The organism is Stenotrophomonas sp. C3(2023) (assembly GCF_032911385.1).
Lineage (GTDB): Bacteria > Pseudomonadota > Gammaproteobacteria > Xanthomonadales > Xanthomonadaceae > Stenotrophomonas.
This window is the reverse complement of sequence record NZ_JAWJLO010000001.1, coordinates 1046584-1073446: the sequence shown is the minus strand read 5'-3', so window position 1 is coordinate 1073446 and position 26863 is coordinate 1046584. Positions and strand designations below refer to the sequence as shown.

The following is a 26863-nucleotide window of genomic DNA, read 5'->3' as shown; positions in this document are numbered from 1 at the left end:
CATGGAAAGTGAAACCGCCGCACGCCGGATCGCCGTTTTCGGTGCCACCGGTTCGATCGGTGCTTCCGCACTGGACGTCATCGCCCGCCACCCTGCGCAGTTCCGCGCCAGCGTGCTGGCGGCCGGCACGCAGGTGACGGCACTGCTCGCGCTGTGCCAGCAGCACCGCCCGGACCACGCCGTCATCGCCGACCCGCAGCTGTACACGCAGCTGCGCGACGGCCTGCGCTCGGCCGGCCTGGCCACCCAGGCCCATGCCGGTGCGCAGGCACTGGACACCCTGGCTGCCAGCGATGCCTGTGACACCGTCATCGCCGCCATCGTCGGTGCTGCCGGTCTGTCCTCGACGCTGGCGGCCGCAGCGGCCGGCAAGCGCATCCTGTTGGCCAACAAGGAATCGCTGGTGCTGGCCGGGCGGCTGCTGACCCGCACCGCGGCGGCTGCCGGTGCCGAGATCATCCCCATCGACAGCGAGCACAGCGCGATTTTCCAGTGCCTGCGTTCGCGCGACGCCAGCCTGGATGGCGCCGGCGTGCGCCGGATCCTGCTTACCGCCTCCGGCGGCCCGTTCCGCGGCCGCGGCCGCGATGAGCTGGCGCAGGTGACCCCGGCGCAGGCCGTGGCCCACCCCAAGTGGTCGATGGGCCCGAAGATCTCGGTCGATTCGGCCACCTTGATGAACAAGGGTCTGGAGGTCATCGAGGCGCACCACCTGTTCGACGTGCCGGGCGACCGCATCGAAGTGCTGGTCCATCCGCAGAGCCTGGTCCACTCACTGGTCGAGTTCGTCGACGGCTCGACCCTGGCCCAGCTTGGTCTGCCGGACATGCGCACCACGCTCGCCGTGGGCCTGGCCTGGCCGCACCGGATCGAAGCCGGTGTCGGCGGGCTGGACCTGCTCAAGCAGGGCCGGCTCGATTTCGAGGCACCCGATCTTGCCGCATTCCCCTGCCTGGCCTTGGCCTGGCAGGCCATGGACGCCGGCGGCACCGCGCCGGCGATCCTCAATGCCGCCAACGAAGTAGCTGTTTCAGCCTTTCTTCAGGGAAAGATCGGTTTCCTGAGCATCCCGGCGCTGGTGGATAACGCGCTGTCAACACTCGCGGTCGACGCTGCCGATACACTGGGCGTTCTGCTCGAGGCCGATACCCGCGCCCGCCACCTGACCCAGACCGCCATCGAAGCCGCCTGAATGCCCTGTTCCCCGCTCACCCACCCGGACCTCCATGGCTGATTTCATCGGTTCGGTGTGGTGGATGATCGTCAGCCTCGGGCTGCTGGTCACCATCCATGAGTTCGGCCATTACTGGGTAGCCCGCCGCTGCGGGGTCAAGGTGCTGCGTTTCTCGGTGGGCTTCGGCAAGCCACTGTGGTCGCGCCGCGACCGCCACGGCACCGAGTTCGCCATTGCCGCCATTCCCCTGGGCGGCTACGTGAAGATGCTTGACGAGCGCGAGGTGCAGGTGCACCCGCACGAGCGCGGGCAGGCCTTCAACCACAAATCGGTCTGGCAGCGCATTGCCGTGGTCGCTGCCGGCCCGCTGGCCAACCTGCTGCTGTGCATGCTGCTGCTGTGGGCGATGCTGGTCATCGGCAAGCAGGACTATTCGGCCACACTCGGCCGGGTCACCGGCATGGCGCAGGTGGCCGGCCTGCACGGCGGTGACCGTGTGGTCGGCGTCGACGGGCGCCGCGTCGGCACCGCTGGCGAGGCGAGCATGGCGCTCACCGCAGCGGCGATGGACCGGCACGACCCCCAGCTTGAGGTGATCGACCCGCTTGACCAGGTGCGTCGCGTGACCCTGCCGCTGTCGCAGCTGCCCCAGGGATTCGATGAACGCCGCGTCGTGCTGCTGGCCGGCCTGAACTGGCAGTTCTGGCTGCAGCCGCCGCTGGTGGATTCCTTGGCCGATGACGGCGCCGCCAAGGGCGTGCTGCAACCGGGCGACCTGATCGTGGCCATCGACGGTGAGCGCGTCGATGGCGTGGACCAGGTCGTGCAGGCGGTGCAGGCGCTGGGCGCGCGCGGTGGCCCGGGCATGATCGAAGTGCTGCGCGGCGACGAGCGGCTGGCGCTGGAAGTGACCCCGCGTGAAGGCGTTGACGGTCGCGGCCAGCCCACCTGGCAGATCGGCGCCGGCTTCAACGCGCCACAGGCCCCGCCCTATGACATGGTGGTCAAGTACGGCCCGCTGGCCGCCGTTCCTGCCGCCATCGGCGAGACCGGACGCATGGCCAGCGATTCGCTGGGCATGATGCGCCGCATCGTTACCGGCAACGCCTCGTTGCAGAACGTGTCCGGCCCCGTCACTATCGCGCGGGTGGCCAATGTCTCGGCCAAACGCGGTGTTGATTGGTTCCTGCAGTTCCTGGCTCTGCTCTCGTTGAGCCTGTGCATCATCAACCTGCTGCCAATCCCCATCTTGGACGGCGGGCACCTGCTGTATTACCTTATTGAGTTGGTCAAGGGCAGCCCGCTGAGCGAGCGTGCCATGGCGGCAGGTCAGTACATCGGCCTGGCCGTGCTGGCGGGACTGATGGGGCTGGCGTTCTACAACGACATCCTCGGCCTGTTCCCGTGATGAACTTTTCCATTTTGTCGTCGTCTATTACGTCGACACCCCGCAACACGCAATCGACCTCAACCGGACGTGACATGACGCGACTCCCGAACCGCCGCCTGCTGGCCCTCGCCCTCGCCGCTGGACTCGGCGCCCCCGCCCTGGCGCAGGCAGCCGAGCCCTTCACTGTCAGCGACATCCGCGTGGACGGCCTGCAGCGCATCACCTCCGGCACCGTGTTCACCTACCTGCCGGTGGAACGTGGCCAGACCATGAGCGACGCCAAGGTCGGCGACACCATCCGCGCCCTGTACAAGACCGGTTTCTTCGAGGACGTGCAGCTGGACCGCCAGGGCGACATCCTGGTGGTCACGGTCAAGGAACGTCCGGCGATCAACAAGCTGACCGTCACCGGCAACAAGGACATCAAGAGCGACCAGCTGCTCAAGGGCCTGAGCGACATCGGCCTGAGCGAGGGTGGCACGTTCGACCGCCTGAGCCTGGACCGCGTGACCCAGGAACTGCGCCGCCAGTACAACGACCGCGGCAAGTACAACGTGGAAATCACCCCGACGGTGAGCCCGCTGGACCGCAACCGTGTGGACATCGCCATCGCCATCAAGGAAGGCAAGGCGGCCAAGATCCGTCACGTCAACCTGATCGGCACCGAGAAGTTCGCCGCCGAAGACATCATGGAGAACTGGGAGTCCAAGGAAAGCAACTGGGCGTCCTGGTACCGCCGTGACGACCAGTATTCGAAGGAAAAGCTCTCCGGCGACCTGGAAAAGCTCAACTCCTGGTACCTGGACCGCGGCTATGTGGATTTCAGCATCGACTCCACCCAGGTGTCGATCAGCCCGGACAAGCGCGATATGTTCCTCACCGCCGGCGTGACCGAGGGTGAGCAGTACAAGATCTCCGAGATCAAGGTGACCGGCGATACCGTGCTGCCGCAGGAAGATGTCGAGCGCATGGTGATCCAGAAGTCCGGCGACGTGTTCTCCCGCGCCCTGCTGGAGTTCAGCTCCAACGGCATCACCAATTCGCTGTCCAACATCGGTTACGCCTTCGCCAAGGTCAATCCGATCCCGACCAGCAACCGCGCCGACCGCACCGTGGCGGTGAACATGCAGGTCGTGCCGGGCCCGCGCGTGGCCGTGCGCCAGATCCTGTTCCGCGGCAACACCCGCACCTCCGACGAGGTGCTGCGCCGCGAAATGCGCCAGTTCGAGAACAGCTGGTACTCGCAGGCCGCCATCGACCGTTCCAAGATCCGCCTGCAGCGCCTGGGCTACTTCGAGTCGGTGGACGTGCAGACCGAGCCGGTGGCCGGCAGCAACGACCAGGTCGACGTGGTCTACAACGTCAAGGAAACCACCTCGGGCAGCTTCGTGTTCGGCCTGGGCTACTCGCAGTCCTACGGCATGACCACCTCGGTGCAGCTGTCGCAGAACAACTTCCTCGGGGGCGGCAACCGCGTGTCCGTGGAAGCTTCGCGCAGCAGCTACCTGCAGCGCTATGCGTTCTCCTACACCAACCCCTACTTCACCGACGACGGCGTCTCGCTGGGCTACAACCTGTCCTGGCGTGAGCTGGACTACTCCGACTACAACACCGCGCAGTACAACAGCACCAACGGTGCAGCGCAGGTGGTGTTCGGCGTGCCGATCACCGAGACCGACACGGTCTCGCTGATGGTGGGCATCGACAGCAACCAGATCACCACGTATGCCGGCGCGACGCCGGAAGCGATCATCGACTACATCAATGCGGTCGGTCGCAGGACGTTCCATTCGTGGCGCACCGAGCTGGGCTGGGCGCGTGATACGCGCAACGACTACTTCATGCCCACCGCCGGTACCTACCAGCGCGTCGGTCTGGAAACCACGCTGCCGGGCTCGACCGTCGAGTACTTCAAGGTCAACTACCAGATCTCCAAGTACTGGCCGATCATCCCGGCGCTGGTCATCAACACCCGCGCCGAGGTGGGCTACGGTGACAGCTATGGCAAGGACTTCCGCCGCGACCTGTGCTACACCCCGCCGAGCAACGAGAACCCGAACCCGACCCAGACCGTGAACTGCACGCCGGAATCGGCGGACTATCTCAAGACCGTGACCGGCTCGGGCCTGCCGTTCTTCGAGAACTTCTACGCCGGCGGCACCAACTCGGTGCGCGGCTTCGAAGACAACACCCTGGGTCCGCGTTCGGAGGCGACGTATTCCTACTCGCGCGGCCAGCCGCTGGGTGGCTCGCTGAAGACCGTCGGCTCGATCGAAGCCTACTTCCCGCGTCTGTTCGACAGCCCGTCGGCACGCGTGTCGGCCTTCGTCGACGTCGGCAACGTCTACAACGGCGTGGACAACTTCAAGGCCAACGACCTGCGCGTGTCCACCGGTGTGGCGCTGCTGTGGCGCGCCCCTGTGGGCCCGATCTCGATCAGCTACGCCTTCCCGCTGAAGAAGCAGCCGGGTGATGAGATCGAGCGCCTGCAATTCACCTTTGGTGGCCAGTTCTAAGCAGCACAGCTGCTTAGAACCTCCCAAGGTCTGCTGCGCAGACCTTGGGATCCACGATGCCTCCTATCCCCGCGCCTGTCGGCGCGCCCCCTTAACAGAAGGGGGCTCTGCTCCAGACGCACTTCGATACGCCGGGCTCCGCCCGGCGTTTTCGTTTCTGCTCCGCGTAGAGCGGGGCTCTGCCCCGCTGCGGTCTACGTGGCACGCCCAGCCGGGCAGAGCCCGGCTCTACATCACCGTTTCTGCTGCCAGCACGCGCAGAAACGGTGAAAGGCCGGGCGGGTGCGCGTTGCGGGGGCGTCGAGCGCCATGGATGGCGCGAAACGAGGCACGCAGGACGCAGTTTTTGCCGCCCCCCGCAACGCGCACCCGCCCGGCCTCCCCCGGCAATCCGCTTCTACCGTCAGCCGCAGAAATCCACCATGCATGACCGGATCGGCCCGGCACGGTAAACTCCCGCCGTGAATACTCCTACCTACTCCGCCCAGCATCTTGCCGAGCAGTTCGGCCTGCAGGTCCATGGCGACGCCTCTACCGTCATCGGTGGCGTGGCGACCCTGGCCCATGCCGGCGCCGGCCAGCTCACGTTCCTGGCCAATCCGCGCTATCGCGCGCAGCTGTCCGACAGCAAGGCAGCCATCGTGGTGCTGCGCGCCGAGGACGCCGATGCCGCACCCGGCACTGCGCTGATCGCCAAGGATCCCTACATCACCTTCGCGCGCATTGCCGCGCTGTTCGACAGCGCACCGCAGCGCCCGCCTGGCGTCCACCCCAGTGCAGTCATCGACCCACAGGCCGAGGTCGCCGCCAGTGCGCACATTGGCCCGTTCGTCACCATCGGCGCGCGCAGCGTCATCGGTGAGAACTGCATCATCGGCCCCGGCAGCGTCATCGGTGAGGACTGCAGCCTGGAGACCGGCTGCGAGCTGATCGCCCGGGTCACGCTGGTCACGCGGGTCAGGCTGGGCAAGCGCGTGCGCATCCATCCGGGCGCCGTGCTCGGCGCCGATGGCTTCGGTCTGGCGATGGATGCGGGCAAATGGGTCAAAGTGCCGCAGCTGGGTGGCGTGCGCATCGGCGACGACTGCGAGATCGGCGCCAATACCTGCGTCGACCGCGGCGCGCTGGAAGACACCGTGCTGGCCGAAGACGTGCGCCTGGACAACCTGGTGCAGGTCGCCCACAACGTACAGATCGGCGCGCACTCGGCCATCGCCGGCTGCACCGGCATCGCCGGCAGCGCGAAGATCGGCCGCTACTGCCTGCTCGGCGGCGCCGTCGGCGTCGTCGGCCACCTGGAAATCTGCGACAAGGTGGTCATCACCGGCAAGTCCGTGGTGCGCAATTCAATTACCGAACCGGGCGAGTATTCCTCCGGAACCCCATTGACCGACAACCGCACGTGGCGCAAGAACGCCGCGCGCTTCAAACAGCTCGATGCGCTGGCACGCCGCATCCTGTCTGTGAGCAAGGAGAAGGAATGAGCACCAACGAACAAATGCCGGACATCGAGAAGATCCGGTCCCTGATTCCGCACCGTTATCCGTTCCTGCTCGTGGACAAGGTCGTGTCCATCGACTACGACGCGCAGACGATCGTGGCGCACAAGAACGTGAGCATCAACGAGCCGTTCTTCCAGGGCCACTTCCCCGGCCAACCGATCATGCCCGGCGTGCTCATCATCGAAGCCATGGCCCAGGCCGGTGGCATCCTCACCCAGCTCACCCTGGGCCGTGATGCGCAGTCCAAGCTGTTCTTCATGGTCAAGGTCGACAAGGCCAAGTTCACCCGCAAGGTCGTGCCGGGCGATGTGCTGGAGATGCGCGTGCGCATCAAGCGCGTGATCCGCAACATGGCGGTCTACGAGTGCGAAGCGTTTGTTGACGGCGAGCCCGCCGCCTGTGCCGAGGTGCTGTGCGCCGGCACCCGCGAATGATCCTGAAAGGAGGCCTGCGATGACTGCCGCCACGGCGTTGATCCATCCCAGCGCGTTCATCGACCCCTCGGCGCGGCTGGCCGAGGACGTCCGTGTGGGCGCCTTCACCCTGATCGGCGCCGATGTCGAAATCGGCGCCGGTACCGAGATCGGGCCGCATTGCAGCATCCACGGCCCCACCCGCATCGGACGCAACAACCGCTTCATCGGTCATGTCGCGGTCGGTGGCGAGCCGCAGGACAAGAAGTACGGCGGTGAGCGCACCGAGCTGGTGATCGGCGACGACAACGTCTTCCGGGAGTTCGTCACGCTCAACCGCGGCACCGGCAACGGCGGCGGCGTGACCACCATCGGCAACGGCAACTGGATGCTGGCCTACACCCACGTGGCCCACGATTGTCACGTGGGCGACAACTGCGTGTTCTCCAACAACACGACCCTGGCCGGCCATGTCACCGTCGGCGACCATGTGATCATCAGCGGCTTCGCCGGTGCGCATCAGTTCTGCCGTATCGGCGCGCACGCCTTCCTCGGCATGGGCGCACTGACCAACGGCGATGTGCCGCCGTTCACCATGGTCGGCAGTGATTCGCTGGGTCGCCCGCGCGGCATCAACAGCGAAGGGCTCAAGCGCCGCGGCTTCGACGCCGAACGCATCGCCAGCATCAAGCGTGCCTACCGCACGCTGTACGTGGCCGGCCTGCCCTTGGCCGAAGCCAAGCTGCAGCTGGCCGAACAGGCCCGCACCAGCGAAGACGTCAAGGCCCTGCTTGACTTCATCGAGAGCGCTGAAAGGCCGCTGCTGCGATGAGCCTGCCGCACCCGCCTGCCAGCGCCGAGGTGATCGACCTGACAGGCATGCAGCGCGATGCGCTGCCCCAGCGTACCGACCCACGCGCCCTGCGCGTGGTGCTGGTGGCCGGTGAGGCCTCCGGCGACCTGCTCGGCGCCGGGCTGGTGCGCCGGCTGCGGGCACGCTTCCCCAATGCCGAGTTTGCCGGCATCGGCGGCGACGGCATGCGCGCGGCGGGCATGCAGACCTGGCACGACGCCAGCGAGCTGGCAGTGATGGGCCTGACCGAAGTGCTGCGCCACCTGCCGCGTCTGCTCAAGCTGCGTTCGGCGTTCCGCCAGCGGGCGCTGGCATGGAAGCCGGACGTGGTCATCGGCATCGATGCGCCGGATTTCAACCTGCCGGTGGAGCGCTGGTTCAAGCAACGCGGCATCCGCACGGTCCACTACGTGAGTCCCTCGGTGTGGGCCTGGCGCGAGAAACGCGCCGAGAAGATCGGCGCCAGTGCCGATCTGGTGCTCTGCCTGTTCCCGATGGAACCGCCGATCTACGCACGTCACGGCATCGATGCCCGCTTCGTCGGCCATCCGATGGCCGATGAGATCCCGCTGCAGGTGGACCGAGAGCAGGCCCGGGCCGAACTCGGGCTGCCGGCCAGCGCGCGCGTGCTGGCCGTGCTGCCGGGCAGCCGCCTGGGCGAGATCGGCCGCCTTGGTGAGCCGTTCTTCGAGGCTGCCTGGGAAGTATCCGAGCGCATCCCCGGCCTGCACGTGGTCGTTCCGGCCGCCAATGCCGCCTGTCGTGCGCTCATCGATGAGCAGCTGACCCGCTCGGCGCTGCCCAAGGCTCTGTCGCACGTGCTCGACGGGCAGGCCCGCACCGCGATGATTGCCGCTGATGTGGTGGTGCTCGCCTCCGGCACCGCCACGCTGGAAGCGATGCTGGTCAAGCGGCCGATGGTGGTCGGTTACCGCGTGGCAGAACTCACCTATCGCCTGGTCAAGGCGCTGGGCCTGATCAAGGTCGACCGCTTCGCGCTGCCCAACATCCTGGCCGGCAAGGATCTGGCTCCTGAACTGATGCAGCACGACTGCAACCCGGAAAAACTCGCCGCGGCGATCCAGCAATGGTTCGACCACCCGCAGAAGGCGGCCGACCTGCAGATGCACTATGAGCAGCTGCACACCCTGCTCCGTCGCGACGCCTCGGCGCGCGCGGCCGACGCGGTGGCCGACCTGTTGCAGGCGCCGGCGGCATGACCCGGCGCGCGGCCGCCGCTGCCAGTCTGGCCTTGTTCGCCGGCATGCCCGAACCGGTGGCGCCGCGGCGCATCGCCGGGGTCGACGAGGCCGGGCGCGGTCCGCTGGCAGGCCCGGTGGCGGTGGCAGCGGTGGTGTTCGATCCTGATCGGCCACGCCTGAACGGGCTGGACGATTCCAAGCAGCTCACCGCTGCGCGCCGCGAGCAGCTGTTCGACCGCATCGTGCAGCGTGCCCTGGCCTTCCAGGTGGTGATGGTGCATGTGGCCGACATCGACCGCCTCAACATCTACCAGGCCACCCTGCAGGGCATGCGCGAGGCCGTGGCCGCCGTCGCCCACGCCGCCGAGTTCGCCCGCATCGACGGCAACGTGGTGCCCAAGGGGCTGGCGCTGCCCGGGCAGGCCCTGATCGGCGGCGATGGCCTGGACCGGGCCATCATGGCCGCTTCGATCCTGGCCAAGGTCAGCCGCGACCGCTACATGGCCACACTGCACGCCGAGCACCCGCAGTACGGATTCGAACAGCACAAGGGCTATGGCACCCCGGCCCATCTTGCCGCCCTGCGCGAGCATGGCCCGTGCCCGGAACACCGGCGCAGCTTCGCGCCGGTGCGTGACTGCCTCGTGCCGGCCTGAGGCCGCCGGCATCTCCCGCCAGCGGCCGGCGCCAGCGCGGTTGCCGCCACGTCAAGTCCTTGTCGAGCCCTGCGCCCGTGGGTACCCTGACCGGGCACCCAAGCGCTTCCCGACCCCGGCGACGAACCTTCCGTCTGCACCCGGGGCCCGTGCGCTCCAATCTGGTACCGCATGTCCACTTCCCGCTTCGTCCATCTCCACGTCCACACCGAGTTCTCGCTGGCCGACTCGACCATCCGCGTGCCGGCCAAGCCGGACCAGGCGGACCCGAAAAAGGCCAAGCAGGCCAATCTGCTGTCGCGCTCGGTCGAGCTCGGTCTGCCGGCGCTGGCGGTGACCGACCTGAACAACCTGTTCGCGCTGGTGAAGTTCTACAAGGCCGCCGAGGGTGTGGGCATCAAGCCGATCGCCGGCGCGGACGTGATGATCGCCGAAGAGGGCCAGGACCCTTGGCGGATGACCCTGCTGTGCCGCGACCGCGACGGCTACCTCAGCCTCTCGCGGCTGCTGACCCGCGCGTGGATGGAGGGCCATCGCCCCGAGGGCGGCGTGGCGGTGCGGCCGGAATGGCTCAAGGCCGGCTGCGCCAATCTGTTCGCACTCAGTGGCCGTGACAGCCTGGCCGGTCGCCTGGCGGCGGCGGGCAAGCACGAGCTGGCCGAGCAGCAGCTGGCCGACTGGCAACGCGTGTTCGGCGATGGCCTGCACCTGGAGCTGACCCGCACCGGCCGTGACGGTGAAGAAGCCTTCAATCAGTTCGCGCTGATGGCCGCTGGCCAGCGCGGCCTGCCGGTGATCGCCAGCAACGACGTTCGCTTCCTGGCGCCCACCGATTTCAGTGCGCACGAGGCCCGCGTCTGCATCTCCTCCGGACGCGTACTTGATGACCCCAAGCGCCCGCGCGATTACAGCGACCAGCAGTACCTGAAGTCGGCCGAGGAAATGTGCGCGCTGTTCGCCGACATCCCCGATGCCATCGACAACACGCTGGCGCTGGCCGAGCGCTGCAACATCGAGATGCGGCTGGGCACCTACTTCCTGCCCGATTACCCGGTGCCGGACGAGGAGACGCTGGACAGCTGGATCCGCAGCGAGTCGCGCAAGGGCCTGGCCGCGCGGCTGGAGAAAAACCCGCTGGCGGCCGGGATGACCGCGCAGGACTACAGCGACCGCCTTGAGTTCGAGCTGGACACCATCATCAAGATGGGGTTCCCGGGCTACTTCCTGATCGTGGCCGACTTCATCCAGTGGGGCAAGGCGCAGGGCATTCCGATCGGGCCCGGCCGCGGCTCAGGTGCCGGTTCGCTGGTGGCCTGGGCACTGCAGATCACCGACCTGGACCCGCTGCCGTACAACCTGCTGTTCGAGCGCTTCCTCAATCCCGAACGCGTGTCGATGCCCGACTTCGACATCGACTTCTGCATGGACCGGCGCGATGAAGTCATCGATTACGTCGCACGCAAGTACGGCCGCGAGCGGGTCAGCCAGATCATCACCTACGGCACCATGGCGGCCAAGGCGGTGGTGCGCGATTCCGGGCGCGTGCTTGGTTTCCCGTACGGCCTGGTCGACGGCGTCTCCAAGCTGATCCCCAACATCCTGGGTATCTCGCTCAAGGACGCGATGGGCGAAGGCAAGGACAGCGAGATGGCCTCGCCCGAGCTGATCCAGCGCTACCAGAGCGAGGACGATGTCCGCGACCTGATCGACCTGGCCCGCCAGCTGGAGGATCTGACCCGCAACGCCGGCAAGCACGCCGGTGGCGTGGTGATCGCGCCCGAGCCGCTGAGCGAGTTCTGCCCGCTGTTTGCCGAACATGACGAGGGTGGCCGCGGCAGGAACCCGGTGACCCAGTTCGACAAGAACGACGTCGAAGAAGTAGGTCTGGTGAAGTTCGACTTCCTCGGCCTGCGCACGCTGACCATCATCGACTGGGCGGTCAAGGCGATCAACAGGCGCCACGAGCGCGCCGGCATCCCGCCGGTGGACATCACCCAGATCCCGCTCGACGATGCGCCGACCTACAAGGACATCTTCGCCTCGGGCAATACCGGTGCTGTGTTCCAGTTCGAATCCTCGGGCATGCGCCGGCTGCTCAAGGACGCCAAGCCGGACCGCTTCGAAGACCTGATCGCGCTGGTGTCGCTGTACCGCCCCGGCCCGATGGACCTGATTCCCTCCTTCGTCGACCGCAAGCATGGGCGCGAGGACGTGGAGTATCCCGATCCGCGCACCGAGCGCATCCTGCGCGACACCTACGGCATCATGGTGTACCAGGAGCAGGTGATGCAGATGGCGCAGATCGTCGGCGGCTACTCGCTGGGCGGCGCCGACCTGCTGCGCCGTGCGATGGGCAAGAAGGTGCCGGCCGAAATGGCCAAGCACCGTGAGATCTTCCGCGAAGGCGCGGCCAAGGGCGGCGTCGACGGCCCCAAGGCCGACGAGATCTTCGACCTGATGGAGAAGTTCGCCGGCTACGGTTTCAACAAGTCGCACGCCGCGGCCTACGCCCTGGTCAGCTACCAGACCGCCTGGCTCAAGCGCCATTACCCGGCCGAGTTCATGGCCGCAACGCTGTCCTCGGACATGGACAACACCGACAAGGTGGTCGGCTTCCTCGACGAGGTGCGCAACCTCGGCCTCACCGTGCTGCCGCCGAAGGTCAACCAGTCGGCCTATATGTTCGAGGCGGCCACGCCGGACACCATCCAGTACGGTCTTGGCGCGATCAAGGGCGTCGGCCAGGGTGCCTGTGAGGCCGTGGTCGACGAGCGTGCGAACAAGGGCGCCTACACCGACCTGCTGGATTTCTGCAGCCGCATCGGCTCGGCAAAGCTCAACCGGCGCACGCTGGAGGCGATGATCAACTGCGGGGCGCTGGACGAGCTGGGCCGCAACCGCGCCTCGCTGATGCTGCAACTGCCCGAAGTGATCAAGGCCACCGAGCAGATGGCACGCGAGCGTGCGTCAGGCCAGAACTCGCTGTTCGGCGGGCCCGACCCGGATGCGCCGGCGATCCAGATCGACCTGCCCGAGGCGGACGAATGGCCGCTGCTGCAGCGGCTGGCCGGCGAGCGCGACACCCTGGGCTTCTACCTCAGCGGCCACCCCTTCGACCCCTACCGCGACGATGTGCGCGACCTGGTCGGCAATGATCTGGGCGCGGTGGAGCGCATCTGGAGCGCCAACAGCGGCGGCGGCGGTGGCGAGAAGCGCTGGCGGCCGGAAGTGCAGACGGTGCTGGCCGGCCAGGTGGTCGGGGTGCGCCGCAAGGGTGAAACACAGATCTTCCTGCAGTTGGAGGATGGCCGCGGCCGGGTGGAGTGCAGCGCCTTCTCCGACACCATGGCCGAGTTCGGCCACCTGATGACCAAGGACCGCATCCTGGTGGTCAAAGGTGGCCTGCGCGAGGACGAGTTCAACGGCGGTTTCGCCCTGCGCATCCGCCAATGCTGGGACTTCGACGAGGTCTGCGCCAACTACGCCACCCGGCTCTCCCTGCGGTTGGACCTGCGCCGCCAGCGCCCTGTGTGGGCCCGCGTCAATGCCCTGCTCGACCAGCATCGCCCGGGCCGCACGCCGCTGCGCCTGGATCTGCTGCTGAACAGCGAACAGGGTGCCGTTGCCGGCATGCTCGACGTCTCCGGCGAGAGCGCCGTGCGCGTGGATTCGCGCCTGCTCCAAGCGCTGCGCAGCGATCCGGCCGTGCGCACGCTCAAGGTCCGCTACAGCCCACCCTGGGCCAGCTGACATCCTGTTCCGCCCGTTTCCCTGCTTCCCCCACGAGGTACCTGCACCACATGAAAGCACTGCTGCTGCCGCTGTTTGCCGCATTCACTCTTGCCGGCTGTACGTCCAAGGTCGATTTCGAGATCGACAACCCGACCGATACGGCGCTTACCCTGCGCATCGACGACAAGGACCTCAGCGTGCCTGCCAAAAGCAGCGCGCCGGTCAGTCTGGCCGCCGGTGAGCATCACCTGCACAGCGAAAAGCTCGGCGACGTCCGCTTCATCGTCTACACCGGCGGCAAGGGTGGCCTGATCAACCCGACCCTCGGTGAGTACGTGACCGTGCGCGAGATCTACGTGACCGACGCGGACAAGATGCAGAACTTCGGCCAGGTCGGCAGCGGCGCCGAACTGGGTGGCGTCACCTTCGAAGGCCCGTTCGAACAGACCCATGACCTGTTCATCGAAAAGAGCTGGGACTTCGGCGTACACCAGCCCTTCCCCGAACAGCAGATCGTGACCCACGTGAATTCCAGCGGTGGCAAGATCAGCACCAAGATCTTCACCGCGCGCGATTTCATTGCCTACGTGGAAGCCAGCATGGACGAACCCGGTGCCTACCTGAAGCAGCAGCCGGCGGGCTACGTCGCCCCCGATTTCACCCTGGAGCCGACGCCGGCCACGCTGCCGCCGCTGGACCCGGTGTTTGAAGCACACGCCGGCCCGCTGCGCGATGTCTACGCGCGCTACCTGAAGGCGGCCACGGCAGCCGAGCAGGAAGCCCTGCGCAAGGAAGCCTTCCAGGCCCAGGTGGCCTTCACCAAGGCAACCGCATCATTGGGCTCCGGCGTGTCGGTGGAGGCCAACCGTGCCTACAACGCGTTCGTCAGCACCCGGATGGAAACCATGGGCCGCAGCGCCCTGATCGTGCCCTGATCCAGTCCCCGTACGCTCCAGACAGGGGCGTACGGGGAAAATCGCTGTGTTGGGCTACACTTCCCCCCTTCTTTACACGACGGCTTCCGATGAATCCGAACTACCTCGACTTCGAGCAACCCATCGCCGACCTGGAAGCCAAGATCCAGGAACTGCGCAGTGCCAGTGCCGGCCCTGCGGTCAATGTCGAGGCGGAAGTGCATGCGCTGCAGGACAAGCTGCGCCTGCGTACCGCACAGATCTTCCGCAATCTCACCTCCTGGCAGGTGCTGCAGCTGGCCCGCCATCCGTCGCGTCCCTACACCCAGGACTACATCCGCATCATCTGCGATGAGTTCCAGGAACTGGCCGGCGACCGTGCGTTTGCCGACGACAAGGCCATCGTCGGCGGCCTGGCCCGCATCAATGGCCGCGCGGTGATGGTGATCGGCCACCAGAAGGGCCGCGACACCAAGGAGAAGATCAAGCGCAACTTCGGCATGCCCAAGCCGGAGGGCTACCGCAAGGCGCTGCGTCTGATGAAGATGGCCGAGCGGTTCGGCCTGCCGGTGCTGACCCTGATCGACACCGCTGGCGCCTGGCCGGGCATCGACGCCGAGTCGCGCGGCCAGTCAGAGGCCATCGCCCGCAACCTGATGGAGATGGCCGAGCTGAAGGTGCCGGTGATCTGCACGGTGATCGGTGAAGGTGGTTCCGGTGGTGCACTGGCGCTGGGCGTGGGTGACCGCACAGTGATGCTGGAGTACAGCGTGTACTCGACCATCAGCCCCGAAGGCTGCGCCTCGATCCTGTGGAAGGACGCCGGCAAGGCCAAGGACGCGGCCGAGCAGCTCGGCCTGACCGCCCCGCGCCTGAAGGATCTGGGCCTGGTGGACAAGGTGGTGCGCGAGCCGACCGGCGGCGCACACCGCAACCCGGTGCAGATGGCCAAGCGTCTGAAGGCGGTGCTGCTCAACGAGCTGGAAGCACTGGACAAGCTCGGTACCGACCAGCTGCTGGCCCAGCGCTACACGCGTCTGCGCAGCTACGGCGCCTACGACGCCGCCTGAGCCTTGCCCCGGCAGGTGACGACCGCTGGTCGTCACGCCGTTGCTTCCGCGTTGCTACGCTCTGGCAGGTGACGACCGCTGGTCGTCACGCCGTTGCTTCTGCGTTGCTACGCTCTGGCAGGTGACGACCGCTGGTCGTCACGCCGTTGCCGGGCCGTCGTCAGAACGGCTTGGCCAGCACCAGCCAGACAATCGGAATGAAGGCCAGCAGCGGAATCTCGTTGATCCAGCGCAGCGCACGCGAGGACGGCAACGCCCTGCCCCGGGCCATGCCCTTGAGCAGCCGGCCCATCCAGATGTAATAGCCCAGCAGCACCACCACCAGCCCCAGCTTGGCGTGCAGCCAGCCAGCCCCGCCGGGCGCCACCATGGTCGGGAAGTCGCCGATCACCCGGTAGCCCAGCCACAGCACCAGACCCAACACGAACGCCAGACCGAACATGGTGTGTCCGAACCGGTACAGGCGCATGCCCATCAGCTGCAGCCGCGCCTGCACGGCTGCCTCGCCAGCGGTCTCGGCCAGGTTCACCAGGATGCGCGGCAGGTAGAAAACCGTGGCCATCCACGCCACCACGAACACCAGGTGGAAGGTCTTGACCCAGAAATACGACTGCATGCGCTCGCTCCTGCGGCTGGCATTGGAAGACCTTCATTCTCACCGATCCGGCCGGCGCGCGCACCGCAACCGCCCGTCACCGGCCCCCATCGCTTAGCATGGCCGCTGTTTTCAGTACTGCATTCCCCGCATGGACAAGATCTACGACGCCGCCTACTTCCAACGCTGGTACCGCCGCGCCGACATCGGCGGAGCCGCGCGGCTGGCGCGCAAGGTCGCCCTCGCGGTGGCCAGTGCCGAGTACTACCTGGAGCGCCCTGTGCGCAGCGTGCTCGACATCGGCTGCGGCGAAGGCGCCTGGCGTGCCCCCCTGCTGAAGCTGCGGCCGAAGCTGCAGTATCTCGGCTTTGACAGCAGCCAATACGCGGTGCGCCGCTATGGCCGTACCCGCAACCTGCATCTGGCCGCCTTTGGTGATTTCGCCTGGCTGCGGCCGTGCGCGCCGGTGGACCTGCTGGTGTGCTCGGATGTCATGCACTACGTGCCCGATCGCGAGCTGCGCGCGGGGCTGGCCGGCCTGGCCGAGATGACCGGCGGCGTGGCGTTCCTGGAGACCTTTGCCGCCGAGGATGCGTTCGAGGGCGATCACGAGGGGTTCCAGTCCCGCCCGGCGCGCTGGTACCGCCGCGAGCTGGCGCGGCATGGCCTGCGCAGCGTGGGCTCGCACCTGTGGCTGGGCCCGGCGCTGGCCGACCAGACCTCGAACCTGGAGCAGGCCGGCCGCTGAGCTGTGATGCCACTTAACCTACGCCCCGTGGGGATGGGTTATGCTGCGCGGCAACATATGACCATACATATTGGCTCATCATGCTCTATCAACTGCACGAATTGACCCGCAACCTGCTCGCCCCCTGGGTGCATCAGGCGCAGGCCAACGCCCGCTTCTTCAATACGCCCGGCCACTGGTGGTCGCAGATGCCGGGGGCTGACCAGCTGGCGGCGGTCAACGAGTTGTTCCACCGCATCGGCAAGGATTACGAAAAGCCGGAGTGGGGCATCAACGAAATCGACGTCGACGGCGAGCGCGTGCCGATCGTGGTGCATGAGGAAGTGAGCAAGCCGTTCTGCAAGCTGCTGCGCTTCAAGCGCCACAGCAACGAAGCCGACCAGCTGCACACCATGCTCAACCAGCCGTTCGTGCTGGTCGTTGCACCATTGTCGGGCCACCACGCAACCCTGCTGCGCGATACCGTGCGCACGCTGCTGCGCGATCATCGTGTCTACGTCACCGACTGGGTGGACGCGCGCATGGTGCCCATCGGCGAGGGCGAGTTCGGCCTGGACGACTACATCGGTTACATCCAGGAGTTCATCCGCCACCTCGGCGTCGAGCGCCTGCACGTGGTCAGCGTGTGCCAGCCGACCGTGCCGGTACTGGCCGCAGTGTCCCTGATGGCCAGCCGTGGCGAGCCCACGCCGCGCTCGCTGGTGATGATGGGTGGCCCGATCGATGCGCGCTGCAGCCCCACTGCGGTGAACAACCTGGCCACGCAGAATCCGCTGTCCTGGTTCGAACACAACGTCATCCACACCGTCCCGGCCGGTTACCCGGGCGCAGGACGCCGGGTCTATCCGGGCTTCCTGCAGCACGCCGGCTTCCTGTCGATGAACCCCAGCCGCCACTTCAGTTCGCACTGGGATTTCTATACCGACCTGGTCAAGGGCGACCTGGAAGACGCCGACGCGCACCGCCGTTTCTACGACGAGTACAACGCCGTGCTGGACATGCCGGCGCGGTACTACCTGGACACGATCTCGGTGGTGTTCCAGGACTTCCTGCTGCCGCGTGGCGAGTGGGTGGTCAACGGCGAGAAGGTGGACCCGTCGGCGATCCGCGACACCGCGCTGCTCAGCATCGAGGGCGAGCTGGACGATATTGCCGGACGGGGCCAGACCGAAGCGGCGCAGGCCCTGTGCACCGGTATCGCGCCTGGGCGCCGCGAGCATTTCATCGTCGAGGGCGCTGGCCACTACGGCATCTTCAGTGGGCGACGCTGGCGCGAGGTGGTGTACCCCAAGGTGCGCGACTTCTTCGCCGCCCATGCCGAAGCGCCCGCGGCCAGGCTCAAACGCAAGAGCAACGTCACGCCGCTGCGCCGCAAGGCCTGAACGGAGCTGTGGATCAAGCGGGGCCATGCCCCGCTCGTCCGTCATGCGCAGCACGGCATCGTTGCCATGCCGCGGGTACTTACAGCCGCACCAGCAGGTGCTTGGCGATGCCACCGTGCAGCCGGCCCACGGCGCGCGCCAGGTGCAGCGTGGCGAACAGCATCAGCCCCCCGATCACCGCAAACAGCGGGGTGAACCACACCGGGATGAACTGCTCGCCGTTGATGAACACGCCCGGGTACAGCCCACCCTGGGTGACAAGCGCGGCAACCGGAGCCCAGACCAGCACCAGCGAGATCGACAGCAGGCTGACGGCGATGGTGAAGTACACGATGCCCAGCGGCAGCATCAGCAGGAAGTAAAGCATGGTCAGCCAGGTGCGGCCGTCGGTGAACATGTCGCCGATGCGCTGCATCCAGCCGCGGCTGCGGTCGGCATACAGCGGTCGCCGCGGCATGCGCTCACCGAGCAGCACTTCCACCAGCCGCCCTTCCAGCAGCGACAGGCCACGGATCGAGCCAAAGAACAGCACCGCCACCGGGATGCCGATGATCAGGATCATCAGGCTCACCGACAGCGACAGGCCGGTGACCACCCAGGTAAAGAAGAAAATACCGGTGGCCAGCGACAGCAGCATGTAGAACAGGGCGCCATAGGTGTGCGGGTCCAGCGCCACGCCGAAGAAACGCGCGAGCGCCGAGCGCTGCACCGGCAGTGCGTCGCCCGCCATGGCCGCTGTCGCCGGCGCACCCACGGGGGAGATGGTCGGCGCGGCGCTTGCCGCAGCCGTTGGGCGGCCAGCACTCGATCGGGTCACCGCACTGGGCGTGCGCAGCGCCCGGCTCACGGTGACTTCGGTTTCGCGGTAGATGTCGGCCACTTCTTCCGGGGCACCGTAGCTGCCAGCCACGTCGGCCAGCACCTCGGCTTCGCTGCGGCCCGGGTGCGCGGCCAGCTCCGAGCGCAGGTACTCCTCAGCGTCATACAGGGCGTCCTGCACCATGGCCGGGTCGGCATCATGCAGGGCCGCGCGCAGTTGTGCGAGGTACTCGCCGATTGTGATGGGCAGGCCAGCAGCGGGCGGATTCAAGGCATTCATTGTGGTATCCCCTCCAACACGGAATCGACGGAATCTCGAGTGGCCTGCCAGGCCTGGCGCCACTGCGTCAGAACCTCCCGACCACGGTTGTTGATGCGGTAGTAGCGACGCGGCGGACCGCTGCTGGAGGGCTCGATGTGGCTCTCCAGCAGGCCGGCTGCTTCCAGGTTGCGCAGCACCGGGTACAGGGCGCTCTGCTTGCCGCTGAGCACGCCCTGCCCTGTCCGCTCCAGTTCCTTGGCGATCAGATAGCCGTACAGCGGCTCACCGGCCTGGGCCAGCACCGCCAGCAAGGCCAGCGAGACCGTGCCGGCACTGAGCTCTTTCTGGAACTTCTTCAGGTGGACATCGTCATCGACCACGGCCGCACTCCGCTACGTTGAAGTGAACAGTAGTGCGAACTCCGCTATAGCGGATGTGTCGTTAGTCACCCTGTCGGCCGGCGTAGCGCACCGCTGCGCGTTCACGCAGAATCAGCAACCACTCCATTCCGGCGCCGCCATGCCCAGCCAACGCCTTGCCCTGACCGCCCTGGCCCTCGCCTGCCTGCTGCCTGCTACCGCGGAAGCGGCCAAGCCCTACCGCAGTGTGCAGCAGATACTGGCCGCCTCTGCCGACGGCGACTGGCGCACGCCGGACCCTGCCAACCTGCTTTACATGGACCTGCCGGCAGGCCGGGTGATCATCGAACTGGCGCCGCAGTTCGCCCCGCGCCATGTCGCCAACATCCAGACCCTGGCCGCCGAGCACTTCTGGGACAGCACCAGCATCTACCGGGTACAGGACAACTTCGTGGTCCAGTTCGGTGACCCTGAGGCCGACGATGCGCAGCGCGCCAAGCCGCTGGGCTCGGCCGAGCGCGCACTGCCGGCCGAGTTCGAGCGCAGCAGCAAGGGGTTGGCCATCACCGCCCTGCCTGATCACGACGGTTGGGCACCGCGTACCGGCTTTGTCGATGGCTTTGCCGTCGGCGAAGACCCAAAGGCAGGCAAGGCCTGGTTGGCCCACTGTTACGGTACGCTCGGCGCCGGACGCAACAACGCTGAGGACAGCAGCATCGGCGCCGAGCTGTATGTGGTGACGGGGCAGTCGCCACGCCAGCTGGACCGCAACATCACCGTGGTCGGCCGCGTGCTGCAGGGCATGGAGCTGCTCAGCGCGCTGCCACGCGGTCCAGCGCCGATGGGCTTTTATGCCGACCCGTCCCAGCGCACGCCGATCACCTCGATCCGTCGCGCCAGCGAGGTCCCTGTGGCCGAGCGCACCGCGATCCAGGTGCTGCGCACCGACAGCCGCACCTTCGCCGACACGGTCGAAGCGCGGCGCAACCGGGTCGATGATTTCTACAAACGCCCGGCCGGGCATATCGACCTGTGCAATATTCCGGTGCCGGTGCGCTGAGCCGCCCTACCGTCGCGCAGCGGGGCAGAGCTCCGCTGTGTGATGGATGCAGCGGGGCAGAGCCCCGCTCTACGCAGCTTTCTGGCTTACCGCCACGCTGCCCAGGATCAGCGCGCCCGCCACCAGCATCTGCAGCGTCAACGGCTCATCCAGGAAAAACCACGCAAAGGCCGCACCGAACAGCGGCACCAGATAGGTCACCGTGGACGCACGCGCCGGACCGATCCGTCCGATCAGGCGGTAGAACATCAGGAAAGCCAGGCCGGTGCAGACCACTCCCAGCGCCACGGCGCAGGCCCATGCGTTGACCGGTACCGGTGCCGTGGGCCAATGCACCAGCGCCAGTGGCAGCATCCACAACGACGCACACCCCAGGGTCGCGGCCGCAGCGGCGGCCGACGGCAGGCCGGTCATGTGCCGCTTGACCAGATTGACGCCCAGGCCGTAGAGCAGGGACGCCAATGCACCGGCCAGCACCGCGGTGCCGATACTGAAGCCGGTCAGCTTGGCTGTCGCCAGTACGACGACCCCGGCAAAGCCGACCAGCAGCGCACCCGCACGGCGCAGGCCGATCTTCTCGCCAAAGAACAGGAACGCGATGAGCGCAGCAAACAGCACCGTCATCGCGTTGCAGATCGCGCCGATGGCCGCAGGTGCACGCGCCGCGGCCCACGCGAACAGCAGGAAGGGTACAGCCGAGTTGACCAGCCCGATCGGTGCCAGCCACAGCCAGCGCCGCGCCGGAAACTGCGCGCGTGCCACCCACAGGAACGGCAACAGGACCAGCGCACCCAGCACCAGCCGTACTTCCACCAGCGCATAGGGGCCGAACGATGGAACCGCTACACGCATGAACAGAAACGAACATCCCCAGATGGCACCGAGCAGGGTGAGCTCGATCGGTGTGCGCCAGTCACGCATCGTCCCGGTCGGCAGCGTGCTCATGCCCACGTTCTCACCCCTGCTGCCTGACCCGTCCGCATCGTCACTTTCCTCCACCGGTCAACAAGCATCGCCTGTACGCGCCACCGCGACAAGCACTGGCATGCCTGCCATCACTCCGTCTTTGCCTGCCGCTGGCTAGGCTGCAATGCACGTCAACGAGGATTCCCCCATGGCCATGCTGCGACTGCGAATCACTGGAAGCGAAGACGATGCCCGTGCCATCAGCGACCTGCTGCTGAGCCTGGAAGGCATCGAACACGTCGAGGAAACCGACGACCTGATGCCGCACATGGATGACGACGACTCCAGTTCGGCCGGCCTGTCCGACGACATCGGTCCGGGCACGCACGAACTGGAAGTGGAAGTCGGCAACAACCATACCGCGCAGAAAGTGCGCGATGCCGTGCAGGAACTGGCGCTGGAGCTGGACGTGTTCGTCGAATACGAGACCGACGAGGGTTGAGCCGGTCCGGTGCCGTGGCTGACCACGGCACTGGCTTGTCCCCGTTTCGGCGGTCAGCCGCGCTGGCGCCGACGTCGGCGCCACAGCCGCAGGCCGATCCAGCCTGCCAAGCCACCGACCACCAGCACCGGTACAAGCGCGGCAACGGCACGGATCACGAAGGCCACCGAAGCGGCAAAGACCGCACCTGACTCCCGCAGGGCATCACCGATTTCACTGCGCCCTTTTTCACCTGCCGGCGTCTGCAACTGCACGCTGAGCAGCTGCGTGTCGATCCGGCGACGCTGCTGCGCCGCCTGCTGATCGGCCTGCTGCATCTGGGCTTCGAGTTCGGCCAGACGCTGCGAGATGGACAGCAGGTCGGCGACAGCAAGGTCGCGACGCTGCTGATACCCCATCAGTGTGGCGTGCTCGTTCTTCAACCGCTGCTGGGCCAGCCGGGTGTCATTGACCTGCGGGGCAAGGTCTTCGGCCTGGGTGCTGCGCGCTGCCACCCGCCCGTTGTCCCCGGCCAATGCCACCAGCGGCTCTACCGCTGCCGGTGCCAGCCGCATCCGGATGCTGGCAGAGGGGTACTGGCCGCCCTCCTGACCCATCTGCAGCACCGCACAGTCACCAAAGCGGGCCTGCTGACAGGCCTGCGCCAGGGCCTGCAAGCGCGATGTGATGTCAGCGCCCGGCAACTGCACGCGCACGTCGTGCTCATAGGCCAGATAGGTCCCTTCCGGCGCCGCCACTGCTTCGGCCGCAGCGCCCGCACCGGAAGCCGCCTCGTGACCGCCCGGCGCAGCACAGCCGGCCAGCATGCACACCATCAGCGCCAGCAGCCAGCCGTTTTGCGCCGCAAAAAACCCACGTCCGTGTAGCCGCATGCCATCCTTCTCCGGTGTTGCCCTGGCGGGCGGGCTGCCCATGGTAATCCTTTGGCAGGGGGACTTTGCCACGGCGAGCGCCTATGCTCGCCCTTTGCCCCAGTAACAGGAATGCGGATGCGCCCTCACCTTCTCAGCCTTGCCCTGCTTGCCGCGCTTGCCGGCTGCCAGCCTGCCGACACGACGAGCAATGCGCCGGCGGCCACCGGCCAGGCCGGTGAGGCCACCGCCGATGCCGCCTTTGCCGAGCTGTCCAAGCGTGCACTGGACACCTGGATGCAGCATTCGCCGGTGAGCGCCACGCAGATCGGTGACCACCGCTATGACGGCCAGATCGACGACCTCAGCGCCGAGGGCCAGCAGGCCACACTGGCCGCTTACACGGCGCTGCTGGCCGACCTGGACAAACTTGAGGTCGCCCGGCTGGGCCGCGAGAACCAGGTCGATGCGGCGATCCTGCGCAACCAGCTGCAGTCGGAAATCTGGAACGCCGAGGTGCTCAAGTCGGCGCAGTGGGACCCGCAGATGTACAACGGCCTGGCCGGCAGTGCGATCTACGGGCTGATGGCGCGTGAGTTCGCGCCGCTGCCCGAGCGCCTGAAGTCGGCCACCGAGCGCATGGAAAAGATTCCGGCGATCTTCGCCCAGGCCCGCGCCAACCTCGACCCGGCCCGCGTACCGAAGATCCATGCCGAGACCGTGGCCAAGCAGAACCGCGGCATCCTGAGCATCGTCGATACCTTCATCACCCCGCATGTCGGCGAGCTGCCGCAGGCCGATCAGCAGCGCCTGCAGGCAGCCATCGAGGGCCTGAAGAAGGCGGTGGAGGAACAGCAGGCATGGCTGGACGGGACCTTGGTGCCCAACGCCAAGGGCGAGTTCCGCATCGGCGCGCAGCTGTACGACCAGAAGCTGAAGTTCGCGCTGAACTCCTCGCTGTCGCGGCAGGAGATCGGCGAGCGCGCGCGTGCCGAGCTGACCCGCGTGCGAAAGGACATGTATGGCATCGCCCAGACCGTGCTCAAGGACAAGCCGGGCGCACCTGCGATGCCGGCCGAGCCGACCGATGCACAGCAGCAGACCGCCATCGAAGCCGCGCTTGAGCTGGCCTACGCCGACAAGCCGGCCCGCGACAAGGTCGTGGACGATGCGAAGGCCGCGCTGGACCAGTCCACCGCCTTCGTCCGCGACCATGACCTGATGACCCTGCCGGACGCGCCGGTGGACATCATCCTGATGCCTGAATTCCAGCGTGGCGTCGCGGTTGCGTATTGCGACTCGCCCGGTCCGCTGGACAAGAACCTGAAGACCTTCTACGCGGTGTCGCCGATCCCGGACGACTGGAATGACCAGCAGGTCGACTCGTTCCTGCGTGAGTACAACTCGCGCATGATCCACCTGCTCAGCATCCACGAAGGCACGCCGGGGCATTACCTGGAAGGCTGGCACTCGGCCAAGTTCCCCTCCACCCTGCGCGCTGTGCTGCGCTCGGGTCTGTTCGCCGAAGGCTGGGCGGTCTACACCGAGCGCATGATGCAGGAGCAGGGTTATCTGGACAACGACCCGCTGTTCCATCTGGTGCAGCTGAAGTTCTATCTGCGCACCATCTCCAACGCGATTCTCGACCAGGGTGTGCACGTGGACAACTGGAGCCGCGAGCAGGCCATGCACCTGATGACCCACGACGCCTTCCAGCAGGAGAGCGAAGCGGCGGGCAAGTGGGTGCGCGCCCAGCTGACCTCCGCGCAGCTGCCGACCTACTTCGTCGGCGCGCAGGAACACTTCGACACCCGCAAGGCCGTACAGGAAAAGCAGGGCGCGAACTTCAACCTGAAGGCCTACCACGACCAGATGCTGTCCTACGGCGCACCGCCGGTGCGTTTCGCCCGCCAGCTGATGCTCGACCAGCCGATCGAGTAACCACACTGCCGCAGCGGCCCGGGCAACCGGGCCGTTGCCGTTACAGCGCCAGCGCGATCTGAGCGGACAGCAGCCGACCGTGGGGTCGGCTCTACCGGTGTTCCGCCTGTAGCCGAAGCACGTCAGCCAGCGGAGACGAAGCCGCCGGTCTGGCGCGCCCACAACCGCGCATACAGCCCCCCGGCGGCGATCAGCTCGGCATGGCTGCCGGTCTCCACGATCCGGCCCTGGTCCATCACCACCAGCCGGTCCATGCGCGCGATCGTCGACAGGCGATGGGCGATGGCGATCACCGTCTTGCCTTCCATCAGCTCATCCAGGCTGTCCTGGATCGCGGCTTCCACTTCCGAGTCCAACGCCGAGGTGGCTTCGTCCAGCACCAGGATCGGCGCATCCTTGAGCAGCACGCGTGCGATGGCAATGCGCTGGCGCTGGCCGCCGGACAGTTTCACCCCGCGCTCGCCGACATGCGCGTCATAGCCGCGACGCCCCTGACCGTCGACCAGACTGTCGATGAAGCTCTCCCCGCGGGCCTTGGCAACGGCTGCCTGCAGCTGCGCGTCGGTGGCGTCAGGTCGGCCATACAGCAGGTTGTCGCGGATCGAGCGATGCAGCAGCGAGGTGTCCTGGGTGACCACGCCGATCTGCTGGCGCAGGCTCTGCTGGGTGACCCCGGCGATGTCCTGCCCGTCCACCCGGATGCGACCGCTCTCCAGGTCGTACAGGCGCAGCAGCACGTTGACCAGGGTCGACTTGCCGGCGCCGGACGGGCCCACCAGGCCGATCTTCTCACCCGGCCGTACCACCAGGTCGAGTCCGGCGATCACCCCACCCCGCTTGCCGTAATGGAAGTGGATGTCCTCGAAGGTGATGCCGCCAGCGTGGACCTGCAGCGCCACGGCATCTTCGCGGTCCTGCACGGTCAACGGCTGGGAAATGGTGGTGATGCCATCCTGCACCGTGCCGATATCCTCGAAGATGCCGTTGATCGTCCACATGATCCAGCCGGACATGTTGTGGATGCGGATCACCAGACCGGTCGCCAGCGTGATCGCGCCCACACTGATGTTGCCCGCGTTCCACAGCCACAGCGACAGACCGCAGGTGCTGGCGATCAGCAGCCCGTTCACGATGGAAATGGTCAGGTCCATGCTGGTGGTGATGCGGGTCTGCCGCCGATGCTTGACCGCAAGCTCCTCGATGGCCTCGGCCACGTAGGCCTGCTCGCGCCCGCCCTGCGCGAACAGCTTGAGCGTGGGGATGTTGGTGTAGCCATCGACAATGCGCCCCATCGCCTTGGAGCGGGCCTCCGAAGCGACCCAGGCGCGCTCCTTGGCCCGTGGTACGAAGTACACCATGATCACCGCATAGGCCAGCATCCACACCAGCAGGGGCACCATCAGGCGCCAGTCGGCCTGCGCGAACAGCACCAGTGCGGTGCCGGTATAGACCAGGATGTACCAGAGCGAATCCACCATCTGCACGGCTGACTCACGCAGGGAGGTGCCGGTCTGCATCACCCGGTTGGCCATGCTGCCGGCGAAATCGTTCTGGAAGAAACCCAGGCTCTGCCGCACGACATAGTTGTGCATCAGCCAGCGCGAGCGGTTGCTCAGCCCAGGCACGATGGCCTGGTTGACCAGCAGATTGTGCACCGCTACCAGCAGCGGCCGGGCCAGCACGCAGATGGCCAGCATGTACAGCAGTTCACCGGCGTGGCGCTGGAAGAAACCGGCGCCGGGCTGCTCGGCCACCATGTCGACGATGCGGCCGAGGAAGTCGAACATCGCCACTTCCACCAGCGCCAGCAGCAGGCCGGCCACCAGCGTGGCCAGCAGCACCGGCCAGACCGGTCGCAGGTAGTGCAGGTAGAAACGGGTGACGCTGCGCGGCGGCATGCGTGGATCCAACGGTGGAAACACCGGGATCAGGGATTCAAACCATCGGAACATCGCACGGTCTCACGGCATGTATCAGCTCATTGTCCCATGCCGCCGGTGCAGACGCTGTGGTGCC

The 26863-nt window shown here is 66.8% G+C and carries 22 protein-coding genes; 16 read left to right on the top strand and 6 right to left on the bottom strand.

The window, feature by feature from the left end; genetic code table 11:
• Position 1 precedes the first annotated feature (1 nt).
• The 11 genes from RZA67_RS04655 to RZA67_RS04605 all read left to right on the top strand — a co-directional run bounded on the left by RZA67_RS04655 (position 2) and on the right by RZA67_RS04605 (position 15422).
• Positions 2-1192: a 1-deoxy-D-xylulose-5-phosphate reductoisomerase gene (locus RZA67_RS04655; protein ID WP_317211454.1), complete on the top strand. Its 1191-nt coding sequence runs from the start codon at positions 2-4 to the stop codon at positions 1190-1192.
• A gap of 34 nt (positions 1193-1226) precedes the next feature.
• Positions 1227-2582: an RIP metalloprotease RseP gene (rseP, locus tag RZA67_RS04650; protein WP_317211453.1), complete on the top strand. Its 1356-nt coding sequence runs from the start codon at positions 1227-1229 to the stop codon at positions 2580-2582.
• A 74-nt stretch (positions 2583-2656) separates the two neighbouring features.
• The gene (gene bamA / locus RZA67_RS04645; protein ID WP_317211452.1) at positions 2657-5080 is read left to right on the top strand and encodes an outer membrane protein assembly factor BamA; all 2424 of its coding nucleotides are present in this window, start codon (positions 2657-2659) and stop codon (positions 5078-5080) included.
• A 461-nt stretch (positions 5081-5541) separates the two neighbouring features.
• A complete protein-coding gene (gene lpxD, locus RZA67_RS04640; RefSeq protein ID WP_317211451.1) occupies positions 5542-6564 on the top strand; it encodes a UDP-3-O-(3-hydroxymyristoyl)glucosamine N-acyltransferase in 1023 nt (340 codons plus the stop codon).
• Positions 6561-7016, top strand: a complete 456-nt coding sequence (fabZ, locus tag RZA67_RS04635; protein ID WP_317211450.1) for a 3-hydroxyacyl-ACP dehydratase FabZ — start codon at positions 6561-6563, stop codon at positions 7014-7016. The genes lpxD and fabZ overlap by 4 nt, the downstream gene beginning before the upstream one ends.
• 19 nt (positions 7017-7035) lie before the next feature.
• Positions 7036-7827, top strand: a complete 792-nt coding sequence (gene lpxA, locus RZA67_RS04630; protein ID WP_317211449.1) for an acyl-ACP--UDP-N-acetylglucosamine O-acyltransferase — start codon at positions 7036-7038, stop codon at positions 7825-7827.
• A gap of 47 nt (positions 7828-7874) precedes the next feature.
• On the top strand, positions 7875-9068 hold the full coding sequence (gene lpxB, locus RZA67_RS04625; RefSeq protein WP_317213809.1) for a lipid-A-disaccharide synthase: 1194 nt from the start codon (positions 7875-7877) through the stop codon (positions 9066-9068).
• Positions 9065-9706, top strand: coding sequence for a ribonuclease HII (locus RZA67_RS04620; RefSeq protein ID WP_317211448.1), 642 nt, complete (start codon positions 9065-9067; stop codon positions 9704-9706). The genes lpxB and RZA67_RS04620 overlap by 4 nt, the downstream gene beginning before the upstream one ends.
• Before the next feature lie 171 nt (positions 9707-9877).
• Positions 9878-13456 (top strand): DNA polymerase III subunit alpha, encoded by a 3579-nt coding sequence (gene dnaE / locus RZA67_RS04615; protein WP_317211446.1) that lies wholly within the window; start codon positions 9878-9880, stop codon positions 13454-13456.
• Between the two features lie 50 nt (positions 13457-13506).
• Positions 13507-14373, top strand: a complete 867-nt coding sequence (locus RZA67_RS04610; RefSeq protein WP_317211445.1) for a hypothetical protein — start codon at positions 13507-13509, stop codon at positions 14371-14373.
• Positions 14374-14462: 89 nt separating this feature from the next.
• Positions 14463-15422, top strand: coding sequence for an acetyl-CoA carboxylase carboxyltransferase subunit alpha (locus RZA67_RS04605; RefSeq protein ID WP_317211444.1), 960 nt, complete (start codon positions 14463-14465; stop codon positions 15420-15422).
• A 160-nt stretch (positions 15423-15582) separates the two neighbouring features.
• On the opposite strand, the gene RZA67_RS04600 is transcribed toward RZA67_RS04605, so the two are convergent.
• Positions 15583-16038, bottom strand: a complete 456-nt coding sequence (locus RZA67_RS04600; RefSeq protein WP_317211443.1) for a CopD family protein — start codon at positions 16036-16038, stop codon at positions 15583-15585.
• A gap of 130 nt (positions 16039-16168) precedes the next feature.
• On the opposite strand from RZA67_RS04600, the gene RZA67_RS04595 reads away from it, so the two are divergent.
• Positions 16169-16765 carry a class I SAM-dependent methyltransferase gene (locus RZA67_RS04595; protein WP_317211442.1) on the top strand — a complete coding sequence of 199 codons (597 nt, stop codon included), beginning with the start codon at positions 16169-16171 and terminating at the stop codon, positions 16763-16765.
• A gap of 80 nt (positions 16766-16845) precedes the next feature.
• On the top strand, positions 16846-18147 hold the full coding sequence (gene phaZ, locus RZA67_RS04590) for a polyhydroxyalkanoate depolymerase (protein ID WP_317211441.1): 1302 nt from the start codon (positions 16846-16848) through the stop codon (positions 18145-18147).
• A 79-nt stretch (positions 18148-18226) separates the two neighbouring features.
• Here the strand turns inward: phaZ and RZA67_RS04585 are convergent, their stop codons facing one another.
• Both RZA67_RS04585 and RZA67_RS04580 read right to left on the bottom strand, forming a co-directional pair.
• Positions 18227-19246, bottom strand: a complete 1020-nt coding sequence (locus tag RZA67_RS04585) for a sensor domain-containing protein (RefSeq protein ID WP_317211440.1) — start codon at positions 19244-19246, stop codon at positions 18227-18229.
• Positions 19243-19608: a PadR family transcriptional regulator gene (locus tag RZA67_RS04580; protein WP_317211439.1), complete on the bottom strand. Its 366-nt coding sequence runs from the start codon at positions 19606-19608 to the stop codon at positions 19243-19245. Before RZA67_RS04580 ends, RZA67_RS04585 begins: the two co-directional genes overlap by 4 nt.
• Positions 19609-19747: 139 nt before the next feature.
• Here RZA67_RS04580 and RZA67_RS04575 point away from each other — a divergent pair, with 139 nt between their 5' ends.
• Positions 19748-20647, top strand: a complete 900-nt coding sequence (locus RZA67_RS04575) for a peptidylprolyl isomerase (RefSeq protein ID WP_317211438.1) — start codon at positions 19748-19750, stop codon at positions 20645-20647.
• Between the two features lie 69 nt (positions 20648-20716).
• Here the strand turns inward: RZA67_RS04575 and RZA67_RS04570 are convergent, their stop codons facing one another.
• Positions 20717-21592: a DMT family transporter gene (locus tag RZA67_RS04570; RefSeq protein WP_317211437.1), complete on the bottom strand. Its 876-nt coding sequence runs from the start codon at positions 21590-21592 to the stop codon at positions 20717-20719.
• 169 nt (positions 21593-21761) lie between these two features.
• On the opposite strand from RZA67_RS04570, the gene RZA67_RS04565 reads away from it, so the two are divergent.
• Positions 21762-22055, top strand: coding sequence for a hypothetical protein (locus tag RZA67_RS04565; RefSeq protein ID WP_317211435.1), 294 nt, complete (start codon positions 21762-21764; stop codon positions 22053-22055).
• A gap of 53 nt (positions 22056-22108) precedes the next feature.
• Here RZA67_RS04565 and RZA67_RS04560 read toward each other — a convergent pair whose 3' ends face one another.
• Positions 22109-22969 carry a DUF4349 domain-containing protein gene (locus RZA67_RS04560; RefSeq protein ID WP_317211433.1) on the bottom strand — a complete coding sequence of 287 codons (861 nt, stop codon included), beginning with the start codon at positions 22967-22969 and terminating at the stop codon, positions 22109-22111.
• Between the two features lie 75 nt (positions 22970-23044).
• On the opposite strand from RZA67_RS04560, the gene RZA67_RS04555 reads away from it, so the two are divergent.
• Positions 23045-24847, top strand: coding sequence for a DUF885 domain-containing protein (locus tag RZA67_RS04555; RefSeq protein WP_317211432.1), 1803 nt, complete (start codon positions 23045-23047; stop codon positions 24845-24847).
• 122 nt (positions 24848-24969) lie between these two features.
• Here RZA67_RS04555 and RZA67_RS04550 read toward each other — a convergent pair whose 3' ends face one another.
• Positions 24970-26799: an ABC transporter ATP-binding protein gene (locus RZA67_RS04550; RefSeq protein ID WP_317211431.1), complete on the bottom strand. Its 1830-nt coding sequence runs from the start codon at positions 26797-26799 to the stop codon at positions 24970-24972.
• Between the last annotated feature and the right edge of the window lie 64 nt (positions 26800-26863).

Excerpts from the sequence above, each read along its gene's own strand:
- RZA67_RS04610 (WP_317211445.1), top strand. The coding sequence starts at position 13,507 with ATGAAAGCACTGCTGCTGCCGCTGTTTGCCGCATTCACTCTTGCCGGC.
- RZA67_RS04555 (WP_317211432.1), top strand. The coding sequence starts at position 23,045 with ATGCGCCCTCACCTTCTCAGCCTTGCCCTGCTTGCCGCGCTTGCCGGC.
- RZA67_RS04620 (WP_317211448.1), top strand. The coding sequence starts at position 9,065 with ATGACCCGGCGCGCGGCCGCCGCTGCCAGTCTGGCCTTGTTCGCCGGC.
- dnaE (WP_317211446.1), top strand. The coding sequence starts at position 9,878 with ATGTCCACTTCCCGCTTCGTCCATCTCCACGTCCACACCGAGTTCTCG.
- RZA67_RS04585 (WP_317211440.1), bottom strand. The coding sequence starts at position 19,246 with ATGAATGCCTTGAATCCGCCCGCTGCTGGCCTGCCCATCACAATCGGC.
- RZA67_RS04570 (WP_317211437.1), bottom strand. The coding sequence starts at position 21,592 with ATGAGCACGCTGCCGACCGGGACGATGCGTGACTGGCGCACACCGATC.
- lpxA (WP_317211449.1), top strand. The coding sequence starts at position 7,036 with ATGACTGCCGCCACGGCGTTGATCCATCCCAGCGCGTTCATCGACCCC.
- bamA (WP_317211452.1), top strand. The coding sequence starts at position 2,657 with ATGACGCGACTCCCGAACCGCCGCCTGCTGGCCCTCGCCCTCGCCGCT.
- RZA67_RS04655 (WP_317211454.1), top strand. The coding sequence starts at position 2 with ATGGAAAGTGAAACCGCCGCACGCCGGATCGCCGTTTTCGGTGCCACC.
- lpxB (WP_317213809.1), top strand. The coding sequence starts at position 7,875 with ATGCAGCGCGATGCGCTGCCCCAGCGTACCGACCCACGCGCCCTGCGC.
- rseP (WP_317211453.1), top strand. The coding sequence starts at position 1,227 with ATGGCTGATTTCATCGGTTCGGTGTGGTGGATGATCGTCAGCCTCGGG.
- RZA67_RS04550 (WP_317211431.1), bottom strand. The coding sequence starts at position 26,799 with ATGTTCCGATGGTTTGAATCCCTGATCCCGGTGTTTCCACCGTTGGAT.
- RZA67_RS04575 (WP_317211438.1), top strand. The coding sequence starts at position 19,748 with ATGCCCAGCCAACGCCTTGCCCTGACCGCCCTGGCCCTCGCCTGCCTG.
- RZA67_RS04605 (WP_317211444.1), top strand. The coding sequence starts at position 14,463 with ATGAATCCGAACTACCTCGACTTCGAGCAACCCATCGCCGACCTGGAA.
- RZA67_RS04595 (WP_317211442.1), top strand. The coding sequence starts at position 16,169 with ATGGACAAGATCTACGACGCCGCCTACTTCCAACGCTGGTACCGCCGC.
- RZA67_RS04565 (WP_317211435.1), top strand. The coding sequence starts at position 21,762 with ATGGCCATGCTGCGACTGCGAATCACTGGAAGCGAAGACGATGCCCGT.
- phaZ (WP_317211441.1), top strand. The coding sequence starts at position 16,846 with ATGCTCTATCAACTGCACGAATTGACCCGCAACCTGCTCGCCCCCTGG.
- RZA67_RS04560 (WP_317211433.1), bottom strand. The coding sequence starts at position 22,969 with ATGGGCAGCCCGCCCGCCAGGGCAACACCGGAGAAGGATGGCATGCGG.
- RZA67_RS04600 (WP_317211443.1), bottom strand. The coding sequence starts at position 16,038 with ATGCAGTCGTATTTCTGGGTCAAGACCTTCCACCTGGTGTTCGTGGTG.
- fabZ (WP_317211450.1), top strand. The coding sequence starts at position 6,561 with ATGAGCACCAACGAACAAATGCCGGACATCGAGAAGATCCGGTCCCTG.